Annotated in this window: 10 protein-coding genes; 7 read left to right on the plus strand and 3 right to left on the minus strand. The window is 43.7% G+C overall.

Annotated features, from left to right (window positions below; translation table 11 throughout):
* Positions 1 to 312: 312 nt before the first annotated feature.
* From PAUR_RS07560 to PAUR_RS07570, 3 genes are all read right to left on the minus strand, one after another.
* On the minus strand, positions 313 to 3201 hold the full coding sequence (locus PAUR_RS07560) for a family 16 glycosylhydrolase (protein WP_192507172.1): 2889 nt from the start codon (positions 3199 to 3201) through the stop codon (positions 313 to 315).
* Positions 3202 to 3380: 179 nt separating this feature from the next.
* Positions 3381 to 5900, minus strand: coding sequence for a glycoside hydrolase family 3 protein (locus PAUR_RS07565; RefSeq protein WP_404821678.1), 2520 nt, complete (start codon positions 5898 to 5900; stop codon positions 3381 to 3383).
* Positions 5901 to 5905: 5 nt separating this feature from the next.
* Positions 5906 to 7189: a sugar MFS transporter gene (locus tag PAUR_RS07570; protein WP_404821693.1), complete on the minus strand. Its 1284-nt coding sequence runs from the start codon at positions 7187 to 7189 to the stop codon at positions 5906 to 5908.
* 225 nt (positions 7190 to 7414) lie between these two features.
* Between PAUR_RS07570 and PAUR_RS07575 the strand changes: the two genes are divergently transcribed.
* From PAUR_RS07575 to PAUR_RS07605, 7 genes are all read left to right on the plus strand, one after another.
* Positions 7415 to 8746: a GH1 family beta-glucosidase gene (locus PAUR_RS07575; protein ID WP_192507175.1), complete on the plus strand. Its 1332-nt coding sequence runs from the start codon at positions 7415 to 7417 to the stop codon at positions 8744 to 8746.
* A gap of 25 nt (positions 8747 to 8771) precedes the next feature.
* The gene (locus PAUR_RS07580) at positions 8772 to 10103 is read left to right on the plus strand and encodes a glycoside-pentoside-hexuronide (GPH):cation symporter (RefSeq protein WP_192508532.1); all 1332 of its coding nucleotides are present in this window, start codon (positions 8772 to 8774) and stop codon (positions 10101 to 10103) included.
* A 58-nt stretch (positions 10104 to 10161) separates the two neighbouring features.
* Positions 10162 to 11163, plus strand: a complete 1002-nt coding sequence (locus PAUR_RS07585) for a LacI family DNA-binding transcriptional regulator (RefSeq protein ID WP_192507176.1) — start codon at positions 10162 to 10164, stop codon at positions 11161 to 11163.
* 276 nt (positions 11164 to 11439) lie between these two features.
* Positions 11440 to 14397 carry a TonB-dependent receptor gene (locus tag PAUR_RS07590; protein WP_192507177.1) on the plus strand — a complete coding sequence of 986 codons (2958 nt, stop codon included), beginning with the start codon at positions 11440 to 11442 and terminating at the stop codon, positions 14395 to 14397.
* A gap of 140 nt (positions 14398 to 14537) precedes the next feature.
* Positions 14538 to 16157 (plus strand): tryptophan halogenase family protein, encoded by a 1620-nt coding sequence (locus PAUR_RS07595; RefSeq protein ID WP_225738312.1) that lies wholly within the window; start codon positions 14538 to 14540, stop codon positions 16155 to 16157.
* Between the two features lie 12 nt (positions 16158 to 16169).
* The gene (locus tag PAUR_RS07600) at positions 16170 to 16919 is read left to right on the plus strand and encodes a SapC family protein (protein WP_192507178.1); all 750 of its coding nucleotides are present in this window, start codon (positions 16170 to 16172) and stop codon (positions 16917 to 16919) included.
* Positions 16920 to 16928: 9 nt separating this feature from the next.
* On the plus strand, positions 16929 to 17969 hold the full coding sequence (locus PAUR_RS07605) for a cupin-like domain-containing protein (protein WP_192507179.1): 1041 nt from the start codon (positions 16929 to 16931) through the stop codon (positions 17967 to 17969).
* Positions 17970 to 17985: the final 16 nt, after the last annotated feature.

Consider the following 17985-nt stretch of genomic DNA (forward strand, 5'->3'; position numbering starts at 1 on the left):
ATTTGGCTACGCTAGTAACCGATAAAAATATAAAGTAGATTATTTATTGTTTGCTTTTGGAACGATCTAAATATCAATGGTATTTAAATTTAAGTCAAATATTCAGTCATGAAAAATTAATATAAGATTGTGTCAAAGTAGGGTTAAGTAGATGATTATTCTATCTAGATTATTTAATTGGTGTTTTTAGTTATATTCTATTCAATTTTGAAATATATGATGCGTATCATATTGCCGTTATGAGTTAGGTTTTTTCGTAACTAATTGATAGCATTAATTTGACGGCGCATATTTATGCGCCGTCAGTGCATGTTATGGTGAGACGATGCGTACATTGTCCAATTGGTATACGGCCCCATCTCCGGTGCCCCAGGTTGGGAATATCATGATTATTTTCACTGCGGATAAATTAAGCCCAGCGGCTTCGAGTTCAGATAACGAGAATGTGTAATGCTGCCATTGGTCCTGTTGCGGCGCGATCCCTTCTTGGCTTTGTGACAGTTTTAGCTCGGCAAATACCTGATTAGTAATGCCTTCCACTTTGATGAGCCAATCTCCGCTAGTGTCGGTTGGCTGTGATAACACTTTTAGGTCAAACTCAAGGGTGCCATTGCTCAGTGTACTTGCGTCGAAACTAGCACTACTCATAATGCCTGCCACGGTGGGCGTACTGTTGAAAGTATATTGGGCAACGGTTGCGTAATTACTATCGTCAGACTGAACTTGCTCTACAGTGGCACCGCCACAACAATCCCACAACTCCCAGGTTGGTGCAATCGTACCATCGTAGATCATCAGACCATTACTTGAGGAGGGGGGGGGCGTGTCTGTTGAAGTTGATTTTTCCCAGCGAACGTTGTCAATTTGTAATGTCACACCTTGCTGATCACCCCAAGTAGGATAGATCACCAGCCCCGTATTAACCGATTTAGGGTTTAAACCAAAATTAGCTAAATCAGTGACTGGCACAGTGATGGTTTGCCACTGGTTATCGGCTATAACACCGAGGACTTGATCACCTGTTGTACATGGAAATATACAGTCTATTTTGTAGCTTATGCCACTGGTTGTTTGCGCATAATCAAGCACCTTGATATCAAAAATTAATGCCCCGTTTTGGTAGTCACTCACATCAATGGGCTGTGCAGATTGAAAATACAGTAGGCCATCGGCACCGTTACCAGAAAACCCAATTTCGAGTACTTTGCCGCGATCAACATCATCACTGTCAACGGTGGACCAAGTTACATGGTTATCGCTTTGACCATCAAAGTAATCTGCGCCAGTAATGGTGTCCCATGCACCAATTCCATTTGTCCAAATATTGGCGTTAACCGCATCATCGAATACCGTGATTTGTTCTCCCTCAATCTCAACTTTGGGTGGATTGATGCCGCACCCGCCGCTGTCTTTGTGACCACACTCTAGTGCGATGTTATCTAGCTGCACATGTGCGGCACCGCTGAATTCAATAACAAATAAATTCACAACGGCGTTCATGTCAAGAGGCTGTTGACCGGGCGTTGCTAATAAGTCATTTATAGGCACCGAGACTCTGTTCCACTGATCCATTTTCAGTGTATTAACAGGGATCACCTTTTCTCCTAGTGCAGGCCAACCACTGTCCATTTTAATCAGGATATTACTGTCGGCAGTGGTATTTGCGCTATTGATAAACAGATCAAATTTCAGCTCGCCAGCATGCAGTTTCCAAGGCTCAGCAGAGCTACCCATACCAAATAAGGCAAATGCCTCTTTGTCTGTGGCGCTGATCGCCATATTGCCCATATTGCTAGTGCTGATCTCAAGCACCGTATTGTGCTCGCCACCAATATCAACTTCGCTTAAACTAATTGCACCGTCGTTGTCCCATGCGATTGCCGCGGTTAAGCCGCGAGAAACCGTCTCATCATTTATGTGCCACGTCATGTCTTGCGCTTTATCTATAAATAAAGGGTAACTGGCTATATGTACGCTACTTGGCGCTGCAATTGTAGCGGCTGCATTGACGTTAGTGACACAACCCACACCAGTTTGTGAAGTAGAGTCACATTGATACACTCTGACATAATCCACTTCCATGACTGCAGGAAATTGTGTTTGTGCATCGGGTGAGCCTGGTAAATTACCGCCAACGGCTAGATTGAGTAATAAATGAAAGTCTTGATCAAAAGGCGCAGCTGGTTTTGATACGTACCCTAGTTCAGAATTTTCGTAGTAATAACTCCACCAAGTATCTGAGGAAACGGTCGCATAGTGCACGTCATCTACGTACCAGCGAATTTCATCTTGTTCCCATTCTACGGCATATAAATGAAATGCGTCTGTCACATTGAGGCTATGTTGTCCGCCAGCACTGCGATTAAGCGGCCACGCCATGGCATAGTGAATTGTTCCCAACACTTTTTGATCTGTGGTGAGACTAAACAGCTCCATAATGTCGATTTCGCCTCCCGACGCCCAACCGCCATACTGACTGTTTGTTGGCAACATCCAAAATGCTGACCATAAGCCTTGACCATATGGTGCTTTTACGCTGGCTTCAATCCGGCCATACGTTACGTCGACTTTTGCTTCAGACTTCATGCGCCCAGAGGTGTAATTGTAATTATTAGCTTGTTGTTCTTGTGCGGTAATAATAAGTTTACCATCTGCAACGGTGATATTTTCTTCTTGATACCACTGTAGCTCGTTGTTGCCCCACCCAATTAATCCGTATTGCGAGCCATCACCTGTTTCAACTTGCCAGTGCTGTGAGTCTAAGGAGGTGCCGTTAAATTCGTCAGACCATGTCATGGTCCATGCTTTTGCATTGCTTGCTAATGCAACCGTCACTGTAAAGCTCTGTGTGGTACTGAGCTTACCATCAGATACGACGAGCACGACGTCGTGATCACCAATATGTGTAGTGCTGGGCGTGCCAGCGAGCATATTATTTTCAAACGAAAGCCAGCTCGGGAGAGTGTGTGCTTGATAGCTGAGCGAGTCGCCATCAATGTCTTCGCCTGTCGGGGTATAACTATAAGGTTGCTGTGCCGACGCACTGGTATTGGCTGTACTTGAGAACGTAGGCGCCGTGTTAAAGCTAAGCTGCTCTCTAGACGACTCTCCACTTGAGTCGGAGCAACCAGATGCAAAAATCATGGTTGAAACGAGTAGAGAATAGGCGCATAACCGCTGAGTTCGATTTATTGTATTCATAGTTCAATCTCTTTTCAGTCTAAATGGTGTAACCGCTTACATATGGTTTTAACTCATTCCTTGAATATGAATTAAATGATTGTATGCACTGTTATATGCACAATGTTTAAGGTGAAGTGTTGCGAGCCAAAGGCTAGCAACACGTTATTAATTACTCCCGTATTTGTCGGGCAGTTGTATTACGGGCAATGATGCATTGGGTGCGCTTTTGGTCGCGTGTGTACTAAACGAATATTGGCGAGACTAATGGTCGTGTCGACCTCTGCGGCAATCGTAAATGGGCTAAACACGCTGGCAAACGCGGTAACATGACTAAAGCATTTGGTACTTATTGCCGTACTTTGCCATTGTTCGATTAGTTCAGTATTTACGACGTTTGCAAGGGGAATACCTCGGCTACAGTTTACGTCGCAGTTAACGCCGAGTTTGGCGCTAAATCCCGCTTTATTTGATACTTTAATGTCAAACATTAATGCACTATTTGGCGCGGTAAAGTCTCGCAAATCTTCAGGAAAAACATGACTAATGGCAACCTTAGCGGGTTGAGTATGCGAAAAAGTAATTTGACGCGCATCTTCTTGAATATTTTTGTCAATGGTTCTTACTTTAATATCGCCAAGTTCAACGGCATTGCTGCGCATTTGTTTTTGCTGCGCTTGGCTGACAATATTAAGCGACCATGGGTTTTTGACTGTCCCTTGTAAAATAACATGGACTTTGGGGTCTAATGACGTGTTTGCTATCGCAGTATTTAGCTGAGGTACTTCTATATTATCGCGATATGTTAAGCCATACCCATAAGCAAACAATGGGATGTAATCTTTGTCATGCACATTCAGTAGATGGTCGGTTGCGTTTGCAGGCCAAGAGAAAGAGAGTTTACCTGAAAAATCATAATTGATTTTGTCTGCATGATTCTTAAATAGCACATCGGCAACGGCATCCCCCTCAGTGCCCGGTAGCCACGCGGCAACAAATGCATCTGAATGATTCAGTTCAGGGTTTACCCACAACGGTCGACCTGACAAAAATACAGACACAACGGGTAACCCTTGTAGTTTAAACTTTTTCAACAAAGCGAGATCTCGTTTATTGGCCTTTTGATATTCAAGGCTATTTAAGTCGCCGTTGCCTTCTGCGTAAGGGTTTTCACCAAACACCATGATCACCACATCTGGGCGAGTGCTAAATTGCCCGTTAGGGCTTAATGTTACTTTTCCACCCGCTGCATTCACGTGCTTCAGCACGCCATCATAAATGGAACTTCCACCAGGAAAGTCATCATTGGTATTGCCCGTACCTTGCCATGTGATTGACCAGCCGCCAGATTGTTTTGCGATGTTGTCAGCACCATCACCGGCTAGGAGTACGTGGCTGTGTGGAGCAAGTGGGAGTACCCGTTGGTTATTTTTAAGCAGTACTAAGCTTTCGCGTACAGCTTGCTTGGCGACTTCTCGGTGTTCAGCATGGCCGATTAGCTGCTGTTTACCCGCTAACATACGTTTAGCAGGACTTGGTTTTGTGAATAAACCGGCACGTATTTTTACTCTTAAAATTCGCGATACAGCATCGTCAATACGTGATAATGCAATTTCCCCCTGCTGTACTTGCGCAAGGGTGTTTTGGAGCAGGGGCTTCCATGCTTTGGTCGGCACCATAAACATATCTAGGCCTGCATTGATACTTTGGCTACAACTTTCATTGCTGCACCCTTTAACTTGCCCGTGGCCGTTCCAGTCACCAACCACAAAGCCATCAAAGCCCATTTGTTGCTTTAATACATCGGTGAGCAAATATTTATTGCCGTGAATTTTATCACCATGCCAGCTATTGAATGACGCCATGACGGTTTGCGCGCCAGCACTTAGGCCATGAACATAGCCTTGGGCATGAATATCAAATAAGGTTTGTTCGCTGTCGATATTATTACCTTGGTCGTCACCGCCAACAGTGCCGCCGTCACCCAAAAAGTGCTTTACAGTACTAATAACCTGTTCATCACCTAAAAAATTGCTATTTGGTTTGCCTTGTAAGCCCGTGACAATGGCTGATGCATATTGGCCCACAATAACCGGATCTTCAGAATACCCTTCATAGGTTCTGCCCCAACGGTCGTCACGCACTACGGCAACCGTGGGGGCAAAGACCCAGTCAATTCCGGTTGCCATCACTTCTTTTGCGGTAATTTGGGCAATTTTTTCAATTAAATCGGGATTATTCGCAGCGCCGAGGCCGATATTATGAGGAAATAAAGTGGCGCCAATTACATTATTATGGCCGTGAACGGCGTCGGTTCCCCACATAGTCGGGATTTTACTGCCATCTAAGCTATCGTCTATAGAAGCTTGGTACATTTGCTCAGCCAGATTAACCCAATCAGCTGCACTGGCGTGTTTGTTGTTATTGGGAAAAGCACCACCCCCGTTGAGGTATGAACCAAACCCATACCGGCGCATATCTTCAACGGTGATATCGCGAATTTCTGGTTGGATCATCTGTGCGACTTTTTGCTCTAACGTCATCTGGGCGAGTATAGATTCAACCTGCTGTTCAACGTCAGAGTTTGTAGCAAGTTTATAGTGCAAAGTTGGCCACACACTGGGTTTTGTGGTTGTTTGAGATTCATGTTGTGTACAACTCAGTGTTGACAGCGACATGAAAAGCACACTGATATAGTGAAGTGGTGTTGTCATTTTCATTCCAATTACTTAGTAAATCGAGAGAATTTCTGTGCCGTCGTACCCTTTAAACCGTAGTAGGCTATGTATAAAAAGCACAATAGTGGCAATATGAAAGAGTGCTGTAATCCAATCGCATCGGCTAAAACACCCTGTAATAAAGGTAAAATAGCGCCACCTACAATGGCTAAGCACAGAATGCCAGAGCCTTGACTGGTGAGTTGCTTTAAAGAGTTGATTGCGAGGCTAAAAATAGTAGGAAACATAATAGAGTTACACAGACCAATCAGCAGCATAGCCCACATTGCACTTTTACCATTACCGAGCATGGCAAATAACAGTAACGCTGAACCTGCCAATGCATTGAATACCAGCACGTGTGCTGCGTTGACTTTTTGCATGACTGCTGCGCCAATGAACCGACCTACCATAGCACCACCCCAAAAATAGGCTATCAGGTGGGCGGCTTCTGCTTCCTCAAGTGCTGCAATATTATCTAATCCAATATAGTTGATCAGAAAACTGCCAATACTGACTTCTGCACCAACGTACAAAAAGAGCGCAATGGCACCGAGCGATAAGTGCTTATATTGGAGTGCTTCAAATCGGTGAGTGTGCGCAGGGTCCACAGTGTTTGTGTTTGGCTGCGCTGCATTTAATGTGGGCAATTTAAGTAACGAAAATATCACCGCAAGAATAAATAACGTGCCCGCAAGTATTAAATAGGCCGTTTGCACAGAGCTTTGGTCTGCTTTGCCATCGCTTGCAGCGATCCCTGCGGATAAAATCATGGTGCTGCCGAACAAAGGCGCGACGGTTGTCCCAAGTGAATTAAATGCTTGTGTCATGGTTAATCGTGACGAGGCTGTTTTGCTGTCACCTAAAATACTGACAAAAGGGTTGGCTGATACTTGTAAAATGGTGATCCCTGAGGCTAATACAAATAACGCCCCTAAAAACAGGCTATATTGTTTTAATGCGGCTGCGGGGTAGAACAAAGTACAGCCTATACTGGCAATGATAAGGCCTAGCACAATACCTCTTTGAAAACCGAGTTTGCTGATCAGCTTGCCAGCAGGCAAAGAGACAATGAAATACGCGCTAAAAAAGCAAAATTGTATCAGCATCGCTTGAGTATAACTTAAGGAGAACATGGCTTTTAAATAGGGGATCAAAATGTCATTGAGGCAGGTAATAAACCCCCACATGAAAAAAAGTGTGGTTAATGACCCTAACGCAAAGCGGGTGTTTTGACTGCCACTTTGCGCATGATGCTCTGAGTGTGTGCTGATCGGTATGCCTGCCATAATGACTCCTATACAACCTGTTTCGTGCTGTTGATTTGTTATTCTCGTTTTAAATTTCTTGACCAAATGATGCTTAACGATTAACTTTAGTATAAATGTAAGCGCTTTCATTTATAGCACACCAATTAACTAAAGCAACCTAGTTTTAAAAAAACACCTGCTACATTGTGTGATGTAAACGTAAAAAATTGCGCTAAATAGACAGCTCAAAACAGATAGGACGGCACAATGACGCAGTTAACTATTCCAGACAATTCTATGATGAACGACTGGCAGTTTATTTTTGGTGTGGCAACGTCTGCTTTTCAAATTGAAGGTCAATCAAGTACAAGACAATCCACCATTTGGGACACATTCTGTCATAAATCTGGTGCCATTGTGGATGGATCGAATGGGGACGTTGCCTGCGATCATCTGACCCATTGGCGTGATGATGTATCGTTAATTGATAGCTTACGAGTTGGTGCCTATCGGTTTTCGGTATCGTGGGGCAGGGTGCTAAATCATGATGGGTCAGTTAATACCAAAGGGATGCAGTTTTATCTTGATTTATTAACTGAGCTTGAAAAACGCGACATAAAAGCCTTTGTTACCTTATATCACTGGGACTTGCCACAAGCGCTAGAAAACAATGGAGGGTGGTTAAACAGAGAGACGGCCTATGCGTTTGAGCAGTATGTTGATGTGGTAAGCAAAGCGTTTAAAGGTAAAGTATATTCATACGCAACATTAAATGAACCTTGGTGCAGCGCGTATTTAGGGTATGAGATAGGTATTCACGCGCCGGGTATATCAGGAAAGCAATACGGTAAAAAAGCAGCACATCACTTATTGCTAGCCCATGGTCTCGCCATGCAAGTATTGCAAAAAAACAGCCCTGAAAGTCAAAATGGTATTGTGCTCAATTTTAGTCCTTGTTTTGCTGCGAGCACCAATCAAGCCGATATAGACGCAGCAAGGCTCGCCGATCAGCATTTTAATCATTGGTATATTAAACCTCTGCTTGAGGGTAAATACCCAGATATTATTGACTCGCTAAGCTCTGATCATCAGCCAGATATCAAAGTCGGTGATATGGATATTATTGCTGCTAATTTAGATTTTTTGGGCGTGAACTACTACAGTCGTTCGGTATATCGTAGTTGCGAACAAGAAGGCTTTGAATTAGTGGCTCCTGCAACGTTCAGTGTAACTCAAATGGGATGGGAAATTTACCCTCAGGGTTTAAGTAAATTGTTGATTGATTTAAATCACCACTACACTTTACCCCCTGTTTATATCACAGAGAATGGGGCCGCCATGAATGACGAGCCGATGCAGGGGCAAATAATTGATTTAGACAGAGTTGCTTACTTTAACACGCACCTTGCGGCGGTAGACACCGCGATGAAGCAAGGTGTAGATGTTAGGGGGTACTTTGCATGGAGCCTAATGGATAATTTTGAATGGGCCGAAGGTTATGAGAAACGCTTTGGTATCGTTTATGTCGATTACCAAACACAACAACGCACTTTAAAAGAAAGCGCAAAACAATACAGGAATATGCTGCTCAACAGATAATAATGCATTCGCGAGGTGACGCATGATACTAACAAAAAAAGAAAAGATAGCGTACGGGTTAGGTGATACAGCAAGTAATCTTATTTTCCAAACAGTGATGATGTTCTTATTAATATTTTACACCGATGTAATGGGAATTGATGCCGCATTGGTCGGCACTTTATTCTTAGTGGTGAGGATATTTGATGCTGTTACTGATCCGCTGATGGGTGCGCTAGCCGATAGAACACATACTAAATATGGCCAGTATCGGCCCTATCTATTGTGGTTAGCGCTACCTTTTTCTGTGATCTGTGTACTGGCATTTACCACACCAGATTGGCCTTATGAATTAAAAGTCGCTTATGCATTCGTAACTTACGCATTACTCATGCTGGTTTATACCGCAATTAATATCCCTTACTCCGCTTTGGGGGGGGTATTAACGGTTGACCCGAAAGAGCGCGTATCTTTGCAATCGTATCGATTTGTCTGTGGCATGATAGGCGGACTGATCATTGCGGCTGGCACCATGCCTTTGGTGGAGTTACTCGGGGAAGGTGATCAACAAAAAGGGTATCAATACACAATGGCTGTGATGAGTGTGTTGGGGTTAGTTTTGTTTTTACTGTGCTTTTTAGGTACGACCGAACGGGTGTTACCTCATCAAAAAAGAGTGGCTAAGGCCTCTGTTTTTTCGGATTTTAAATTACTGGCTAAAAACGATCAGTGGCAGTTGTTATCATTCGCGGGCCTGTGTTTGTTAACAGGCCAGGTTCTAAAGGCGTCATTGGCCGTTTATTTTGTGAAGTATTATTTAGAGTTGCCCGATTTGGTCACGCATTTTGTTACCCTTGGCATGATAATGAGTATTTTAGGGTGTGCGTGTTCCAGTTGGCTGGCTAATAGACTGTGTAAAGTAAAAGCCTATGTCGCACTGCAATTGATCAGCGCACTGTTATGTGCACTGGCTTATTGGGTACCCAAAGAGCAGTGGCAGTGGGCGTTTGTGATGTTTGCAATGTGGAGCTTCTCTTTGCAAATGGCAACGCCAATTTTGTGGGCAATGATGGCTGATACTATTGACTATGGGCAGCTTAAAACGTCACGAAGGATCACCGGTATGGTCTATTCATCGGTGGTGTTTTTTATTAAACTGGGTATTGCATTGGGAGGCGCGATTGCAGGGTGGCAATTAAGTTATTATGGATATCAAGCAGATATGGTGCAGTCATCAGATACCCAGCAAGGTATAGTACTGAGCTTCACCCTCTTACCGGCGATTGGCTCGTTGGTGGTTGCGATGATCATGACGCGCTATAAATTAAACGCGGGTGAAATGGCACAGGTGCAAAGTCAGTTGTGTAAAACAGCATAATAAAAAGCGTAGTTTAGCAATTCACTAAGCTGAGAGCGAAGCAGAACGAGGGTGTTTAATGGCGACAATTTATCAGGTATCTGAACTTGCAGGGGTGTCGTTGGCAACGGTTTCTCGGGTGATGAATAACAACGCACGCGTGAGCGATAAAACCAAAGAAAAAGTACTCAGTGCAATGGCAGAGTTGGGTTATCAACCCAATGCCATCGCTCAATCTTTGGCGTCGAATTGTTCCAATAGTGTGGGCGTACTGGTGTCGGAGCTACATGGTCCGTTTTTTGGCGATATGATGAGCGCCATAGAGCAAACACTGCGTAGTGAAGGTAAACATGCCATTATCGCATCGGGTCACTCAAATGCCGACACAGAGCAAGCCAGTATTGAGTTTTTAATTGGCCGTAAGTGCGACGCTTTAATATTGCATGTTGAAGCGGTCTCTGACGGGTATTTAATCGACTTAGCGGCAAAGGGCGTGTCTTTTGTATTAATCAATCGCTACATAGAGCAAATCTCAACCCATTGTATTTGTTTAGATAATCAGCAGGGCGGTTATCTTGCTACGCAGCATGTACTAGATTTGCAGCACGCTCAGGTGGCCTATATCAGCGGCCCAAGTTGGAAGCAGGATGCACAAGCCAGACTAAACGGGCACAAATTGGCATTACAAGACGCCGATATTGCATTTGATAGCGAACTGGTGTTTGAAGGTGATTATCAGCAACAGTCAGGCAGTGCTGGGTTAGATGCCTTGTTGGGCACAGGCAAAGCGTTCAGTGCCATTATTTGTGCCAATGATGAAATGGCATCGGGCGTGATGAGCCGTGCGCGTGAGCTTAATCTAACTATTCCTGATCAATTATCCATTGTAGGGTTTGATAATATTATATATGCCCGCTATTTGTACCCCACGTTAACAACGGTGGATTATCCTATTTTTCAAATGGGAAAAATGGCTGCGAACTACATTTTAGCAAAAACATATGATAAATCTGGTTTGGTACTTCGAGACGTTTTTGTGCCAAAACTTGAAGTTAGAAATTCAAGTCAATTACTCAGTTAATTCTTTGAAATTAAGTAATTAAACTGATGTTTAAAGTGCTTTGAATACGTTGGTTAACAGTGAGCAATGACACAAAATTAATAATTTAGTTGTGGTTTAGTTAATAAATAGTTGACGGAAGAAATATAATATTCTAACTTTAAATGTAAGCGCTTACATTTAATAAAACACAATAACGTAATTGGGCGTATAACTCAGTGCTTTATTTGCAAAAGTAGTTTTTGAGCTACTTTTACACATAAGCACTAAACATATGGTGTGGTCTGGGGACATTCTATGAAAACCAAGCAATTCAATAAATCGGTGTTAGCAACGAGTTTATCGCTCATCCTTGGCGGTAATTTAGTATCGTTGGCTAATGCTGCCGAAGAAGAAAAAATAGAAGTGATTGAAGTCACAGGAATAAAAGGCAGTTTAATCAAGTCAATGGATGTAAAGCGCAGTGCAACGGGTGTGGTAGATGCCATCACTGCTGAAGATATTGGTAAGTTCCCAGATGCAAACCTTGCAGAATCTTTGCAACGTATTACGGGGGTATCTATTGATAGAAGTAATAACGAAGGAAGTAAAATAACGGTAAGGGGTATGGGCCCTGAATTTAACCTCGTTACTTTAAACGGTCGCCAAATGCCAACTGTTGGGGGTCGTTCGTTTGATTTTGCAAATATTGCGACAGAAGGTGTCAGCGCGGTTGAAGTCTATAAAACCACGAAAGCCGATTTACCCAGTGGGGGCATTGGCGCAACAGTGAATATGATCACGGCTAAGCCGCTTACCTCGTCGGGCTTAAAAGCGTCGTTGGGGTTAAAAGGGGTACTCGAAACCTCGAACGAAACAGGCGATGACATTACCCCAGAAATTTCGGGTATTTTTAGTAATACTTTTATGGAAGACAGGCTAGGCGTTTTGTTGTCGGGTTCATATCAAGACCGTAATAATCGTGAACAAAAAGCAGCAATTGATAATTGGATCCCCAATGTAAACCTTGCCGCATCTCCTAATTTGGCATTAACCGACAATAATCAGCGTGCGGATGGTGCGACTTGGTATCCGCAAAATTCAGGCTACTCGATTAACGACAACGAACGTACCCGTGTTAATGGTCAGCTGGTTTTACAATATGCCATCAACGATGACATTGAAGCAACGGTTGACTACACCTATTCAAAACTCGAGTTTGAGTCAAATCGAAATGGGTTTGGCGTGTGGTTTAACAATGGTGGTAATGTAAAAAGCGCCACCATTAACGAAAATGGCACTTATACCGATGTAGCTGAAATTGGCGGCGATTATGCAACAAATCTAAGCCGTGCTCAGTATGAAAATGAAAACAAGTCTTTGGGTTTCAACCTAACTTGGCAAGCAAGTGACGCCCTAGAGCTGCAATTAGATGTGCATGACTCATCGGCCACCAACGGCGGAGCAGGGTTGGGCTCTGATGCGTTTTTAATTATAGGTAATACGTTTTGTGGTTTTTGTGCAGACTCTGGGCCAGAGTTTGGCCCAAATACCGCAAACATTAATGTTAAATCTAATACCGTCGATGGTAGCGGGATCCCATTATGGGGGCTTGATTTAATTGATGGGCAGGGCCAGCCTCAAGCTGAGCTTACAGGTGCTGATATTGGTTCATTGTTTGGTGCTGTCACGAACGACACCAGTGAAAATGATATGCAGCAGTTTCAGTTAAAAGGTGAGTGGGTAAATCAAAATGATGGCTTTGTGAATAAAGTGAGTTTTGGTGGCGCACATACAAAAATGGAATTTAGGCAAACCAAAGCTTTTTCGCAAAACTTACCAGCCGGCTGGTGGAACTGGTCTGCGGTACATTTCCCTGATGATATGTTTGAACGAGTGGGGATAAACTCACTCCTTGATGGCTTCTCTAACGGCAATAATAAAGCCATAGATTACTATGTCACGGCGGATTTTGATTCGGTGTTGCATTTGTTTGAAACCATTGAAGATACCATTGCACCAGACATCTACAATTCAGGCTGGCCAACTGATGTAAATGGCAAGTTTCAATCAGGCCCCATAGATAACGACAGCCGGGTTGAAGAAGTAACAACTGCGCTGTATACCCAAGTGAGCATGACGTTTGATGTGGATGACATGCCGTTAAATGTACTTGTTGGCTTGCGCTATGAAAAAACTGAGGTCACCTCTGCGGGTTTGGAGCGCCCTGCGGTGTCGATGGAGTGGGTGAATGGTAATGAGTGGGAGTATGTGTACGCCACCGATCAGAGCTTTTCGCAAGGTGAAGGTGAAACCGAAGAGTTACTACCCAGTGTCGATATTGACTATGAAATTGTTGATGATGTGATTTTACGTGCATCTTACTCGCGTTCGTTGACACGCCCATCAATTGAGGCGCTAGGCTCTACCAAAAACTTCATTGGCAACCCAAAAGTGGGGCAACGCAAAGTAGAAGTCGGCAACCCACAGTTAAAACCATATGTAGCGGATAACTATGACCTATCGGCTGAGTATTATTATGAAGAAGGTAGTTACGTCTCGATCGGGTATTTTAATAAAAAAGTAGATAACTTTTTAGTGAATGTGACCACCAACGAAACCGTTGCAGGGCTAACCGATGCGTTTATTGGCCCTCGCGCCGAGCAAGCACGACAAGAGCTGATTGCAGAGGGTATTCAGCCATCAGATCAGGCTATTCATGACCGGATTAACCAAAATATGGGCCGTGATGCAGGAACGCGAATAGCGGGTAATACTGATGATCCGTTAGCAAGTTTTGCGGTATCTCGAGATGTAAACTTACGTGCCTCGCGCTTGTATGGGTGGGAGTTTGCCGTTCAGCATATGTTTGGTGAATCTGGGTTTGGTTTACAAGCCAATGCCACGAAAGTCAGCGGCGATGTTGAAGTCGACCGAGATGTGGTTGACCCACAATTTGCGTTAGTGGGTATGAGTGATTCAGCTAACTTTTCGGCAATATACGATAAAGACGGCTTATCGGTCAGGCTTTCGTATAACTGGCGTGATGAGTTTTTATCGGGTTTTGATCAGCATTCATCACCAGTATTTACTGAAGCATACTCGCAGGTGGATTTAAATGTGAACTATCAAGTGACCGATCAACTAGTGGTGTTTTTTGAAGGGTTAAATATTACTGAACAAACGCAACGTGTATATGTGCGCTACCCAGAGCAGTTTTTAAATGGGGCGCAATATGGTGCTCGCTATAATATTGGGGCCCGCTATACTTTTTAAATAATTGATTTGAATAGTGTGTTTAAAAATAAACGGCTGTATCTGTGATGCAGCCGTTTATACGATAAAGCACGCAACACAGCGACAACCAGCTTGGTTAAGTTAAGGTTGAAAAGTCGGTTAATAGCGCGGTTGAAAGTATGGTTGAGAATATGGGTCACAATACGACGGCTAACACATCAAAGAACAGTACATCAGAAAGTAGTGCATCAGAAAACAGTACATCAAATAGTACAGTGACACGCATTGTCATCATTGGTGGAGGAAGTGCAGGGTGGTTAACCGCGGGCGTTATTGCCGCCCATCATGGTGAGCAGGTGCACGTTACGCTCATCGAATCCGCGAATATTAAAACCATTGGTGTAGGTGAAGGCACATGGCCTACGATGCGAGATACACTGCAAAAAATAGGCATAAGTGAAACAGACTTTATGCGCAGTTGTGACGCATCATTTAAGCAAGGCTCTCAGTTTATCAATTGGGGGTCGAGTCAGGTGCCTGACAATTATTACCACCCGTTTTCATTACCCGCAGGGTATGCGCAAGGTCATTCAGCACATGTTCCTAGAAGTTCAGATCTTAGTTTTGCCCAGATGTTGTGCCCACAAGCAATATGGTGTGACGCCAAATTAGCGCCCAAACTCGGTAGCGACAAAGAATTTGCAGGCCAAGGTAATTATGGCTACCACTTAGATGCAGATAAATTTGCAAAACTTTTAAAAAAGCATTGCACTGAGCAATTACACGTCGCGCATATTGTGGATGAGGTGATAGGGGTTAGTGGACAATGCACCGATAACATAGAGGCTGTGATCACGAAAACATACGGTAACGTGGTGGGAGAGCTATTTATTGATTGTAGTGGCGGCGCGGCACTACTAATTGATAAACACTATAAAGTACCCTGGCTGAGTCAACAGCAGGTGTTAAAAAATGACTCAGCGATCGCGGTGCAAGTGCCTCACAAGAGCAGTGAGTGCGATATAAATTCTTGCACACTTTCTACCGCACAAACTGAGGGGTGGATATGGGACATTGCTTTGCCCACACGCCGTGGTATTGGCTATACGTTTGCCAGTGAGTTTACCGGTGAGCACATCGCCAAGGCTGCGTTGTTAAACTATATTAAAAAACAAGGGTTAAGCAAACCTGATGCTGAGGCTATTCGCACAATTAAGTTTAACCCCGGGTATAGGCAAACGCTTTGGTATAAAAACTGTGTTGCAGTGGGTATGTCTGCCGGGTTTTTAGAGCCTTTAGAGGCATCTGCGTTGGTTATGATTGAGTTAAGTGCGGCGTATATTGCTGAAAACTTACCGCAAAACCACGTGCATATGGAAACGGTCGCAGCACGTTTTAACCGAGAGTTTAGCCATCATTGGCAAAGTGCGGTGGCATTTTTAAAATTGCATTATGTGCTGAGCAATCGGGCTGACAGTGAATATTGGCAAACTATGCGCTCACAAGGCATACCGAAAAACTTGAGTGAACTATTGGCATTGTGGCGTTATCAAGTGCCTAAGCATCAAGACTTACCCCACAAAAACGATATATTTTCGGTGGCAAGTTACCAATATATTTTATATGGCATGGGGTTTGAAACAGCCATAACACAATCGGTTTTATCGGCGCAGTCAAAGACACTTTTTAAAGACATTCAGCTCAGCGTAAATCGCTTTGCTGAGCAGGGTAAACAGACCTTACCCACAAACCGAGCATTGCTTTTGAATATTAAGACCCATGGCATACCAAAAATATAAACAGAGGTGACAATGAGCAAAGTTGAGCTAGTTAATAATAAAGACCATCATAAAATTAAAGTAATGACCCATCGTAGTAGCCAACTTGGCGATGATGTGAGTATTACGGGAGTATTCCCCAGCGAGTTTGTGCAATTGCAAAATGAGTATGTGATTTTTTTCAAAAAGAACGCACAAACAGGGCTGTTTCACTCGGTGGTTTTATTGGGGTTTGTTGAGAGAGAAAATTTATATTTAGAAAGCGATAATTGGATGGCCGAGTACATGCCACTGTCGATATTACGTGCGCCGTTTTTAATTGGGTTTACAGAGCACATAAACAACGGTGTGCCCGAGCAAGTCGCGGCAGTGCACATTGATGTGGCACATCCCAGAGTAAACCATGAACGTGGTGAGCCGCTATTTTTAGAGCATGGCGGCAATAGTGAATATTTGACACAAATAAACAGTGTTTTACAGGCCATTCATCATGGACATGCTGACGACGAAGCCTTTATGCAAAGCTTACTTAAATATGAATTGTTGGAAAGTGCCACCCTTAAAGTAGGATCAGATACCTTAACTGGCTTGTACACCATCAATGAAGATAACTTACGTCAGTTAGACGCAAGTGCCCTTGAAGCGCTGCACCAAGTAGGTTATTTACAGCATATTTATATGGTGATGGCGTCTCTTGGGCAGTTAAAAAACTTGGTCAATGTAAAGTTGAACCAAAACCAGCAACAAAGCGAGCGCCAAAGCCCATCGCAAAGTGAAGCTTAAGGGCATTAAATGAACCGCGTACTTACTTTTGATCTGCCTGACCAAACGCAAATTTCGTCGTTAATTACTGAGGTAACACAACAGCAAAGCCAACCTATTTTATTTAAAGGGGCTGGGCACAGCTGGCCTATTGTTCAAGCGGCAATGCACTCTGATGAGGCATTTTTTGATTACATAGCTCAATTTGATGCAAACGTGCCAGTATTTGCCTGCTGGCTGGCGGCAAAGTATAACGGCCGATTTTTTTACGATGACAGCTTAACCAACAAGAACTTCACACAAAGTAAAACCACATTGGCTGAGATTATTCGTTATTTAAAAAATCAGACCTCGGTTCAAGAAACAACTCAAGCGACAGATACCGTGTATATGGGCTCTACCACGTTAGAGTATTGCTTGCCCGGCTTAACTGCACAGACCCCATTTAATTTTGCACATGCAGACAGCCATAAACACGACAGCGCATTAACCAGTTTGTGGCTAGGGGGCAAAACTAAAATTGCAGCCCATTATGACGTACCAGATAACTTAGCCTGTGTGGTGGCCGGCAAGCGCCAGTTTACCCTGTTTGCTCCTGAGCAAATTAAAAACTTATACCCAGGCCCCATAGATGTAACGCCTGCAGGGCAGGTGGTGAGTTTAGTCGATATAACCGACCCCGATTTAATGCGTTTTCCGCGATATAAAGAGGCGCAAACTCACGCCTTTGTATGCGATGTGTATCCCGGTGATATGCTCTATATCCCTAGCCTATGGTGGCATCATGTTGAAGGTAAGAGTCATGTCAATGCGTTGATCAACTATTGGTGGCGAGATGCGCCGCGCCATTTAGGTATGCCCAGTGACGTATTAACCCATGCGTTATTATCATTAGCCCAGTTACCTGCACACGAAAAAGCGGCTTGGCAAAGCATATTTGATCACTATATTTTTAATAGTGAAGATAAGCATACCCATATTCCAAATGATGCTAAAGGCCGGCTGGCAGCCATGAACCCCGCACAATCAATGGCCCTGCGCGCTGAGCTGATCAATTTACTGAATAAATGAACCCATTGACGCAAAT

The sequence above is a fragment of the Pseudoalteromonas aurantia 208 genome, from assembly GCF_014858725.1.
Taxonomy (GTDB): domain Bacteria; phylum Pseudomonadota; class Gammaproteobacteria; order Enterobacterales; family Alteromonadaceae; genus Pseudoalteromonas; species Pseudoalteromonas aurantia.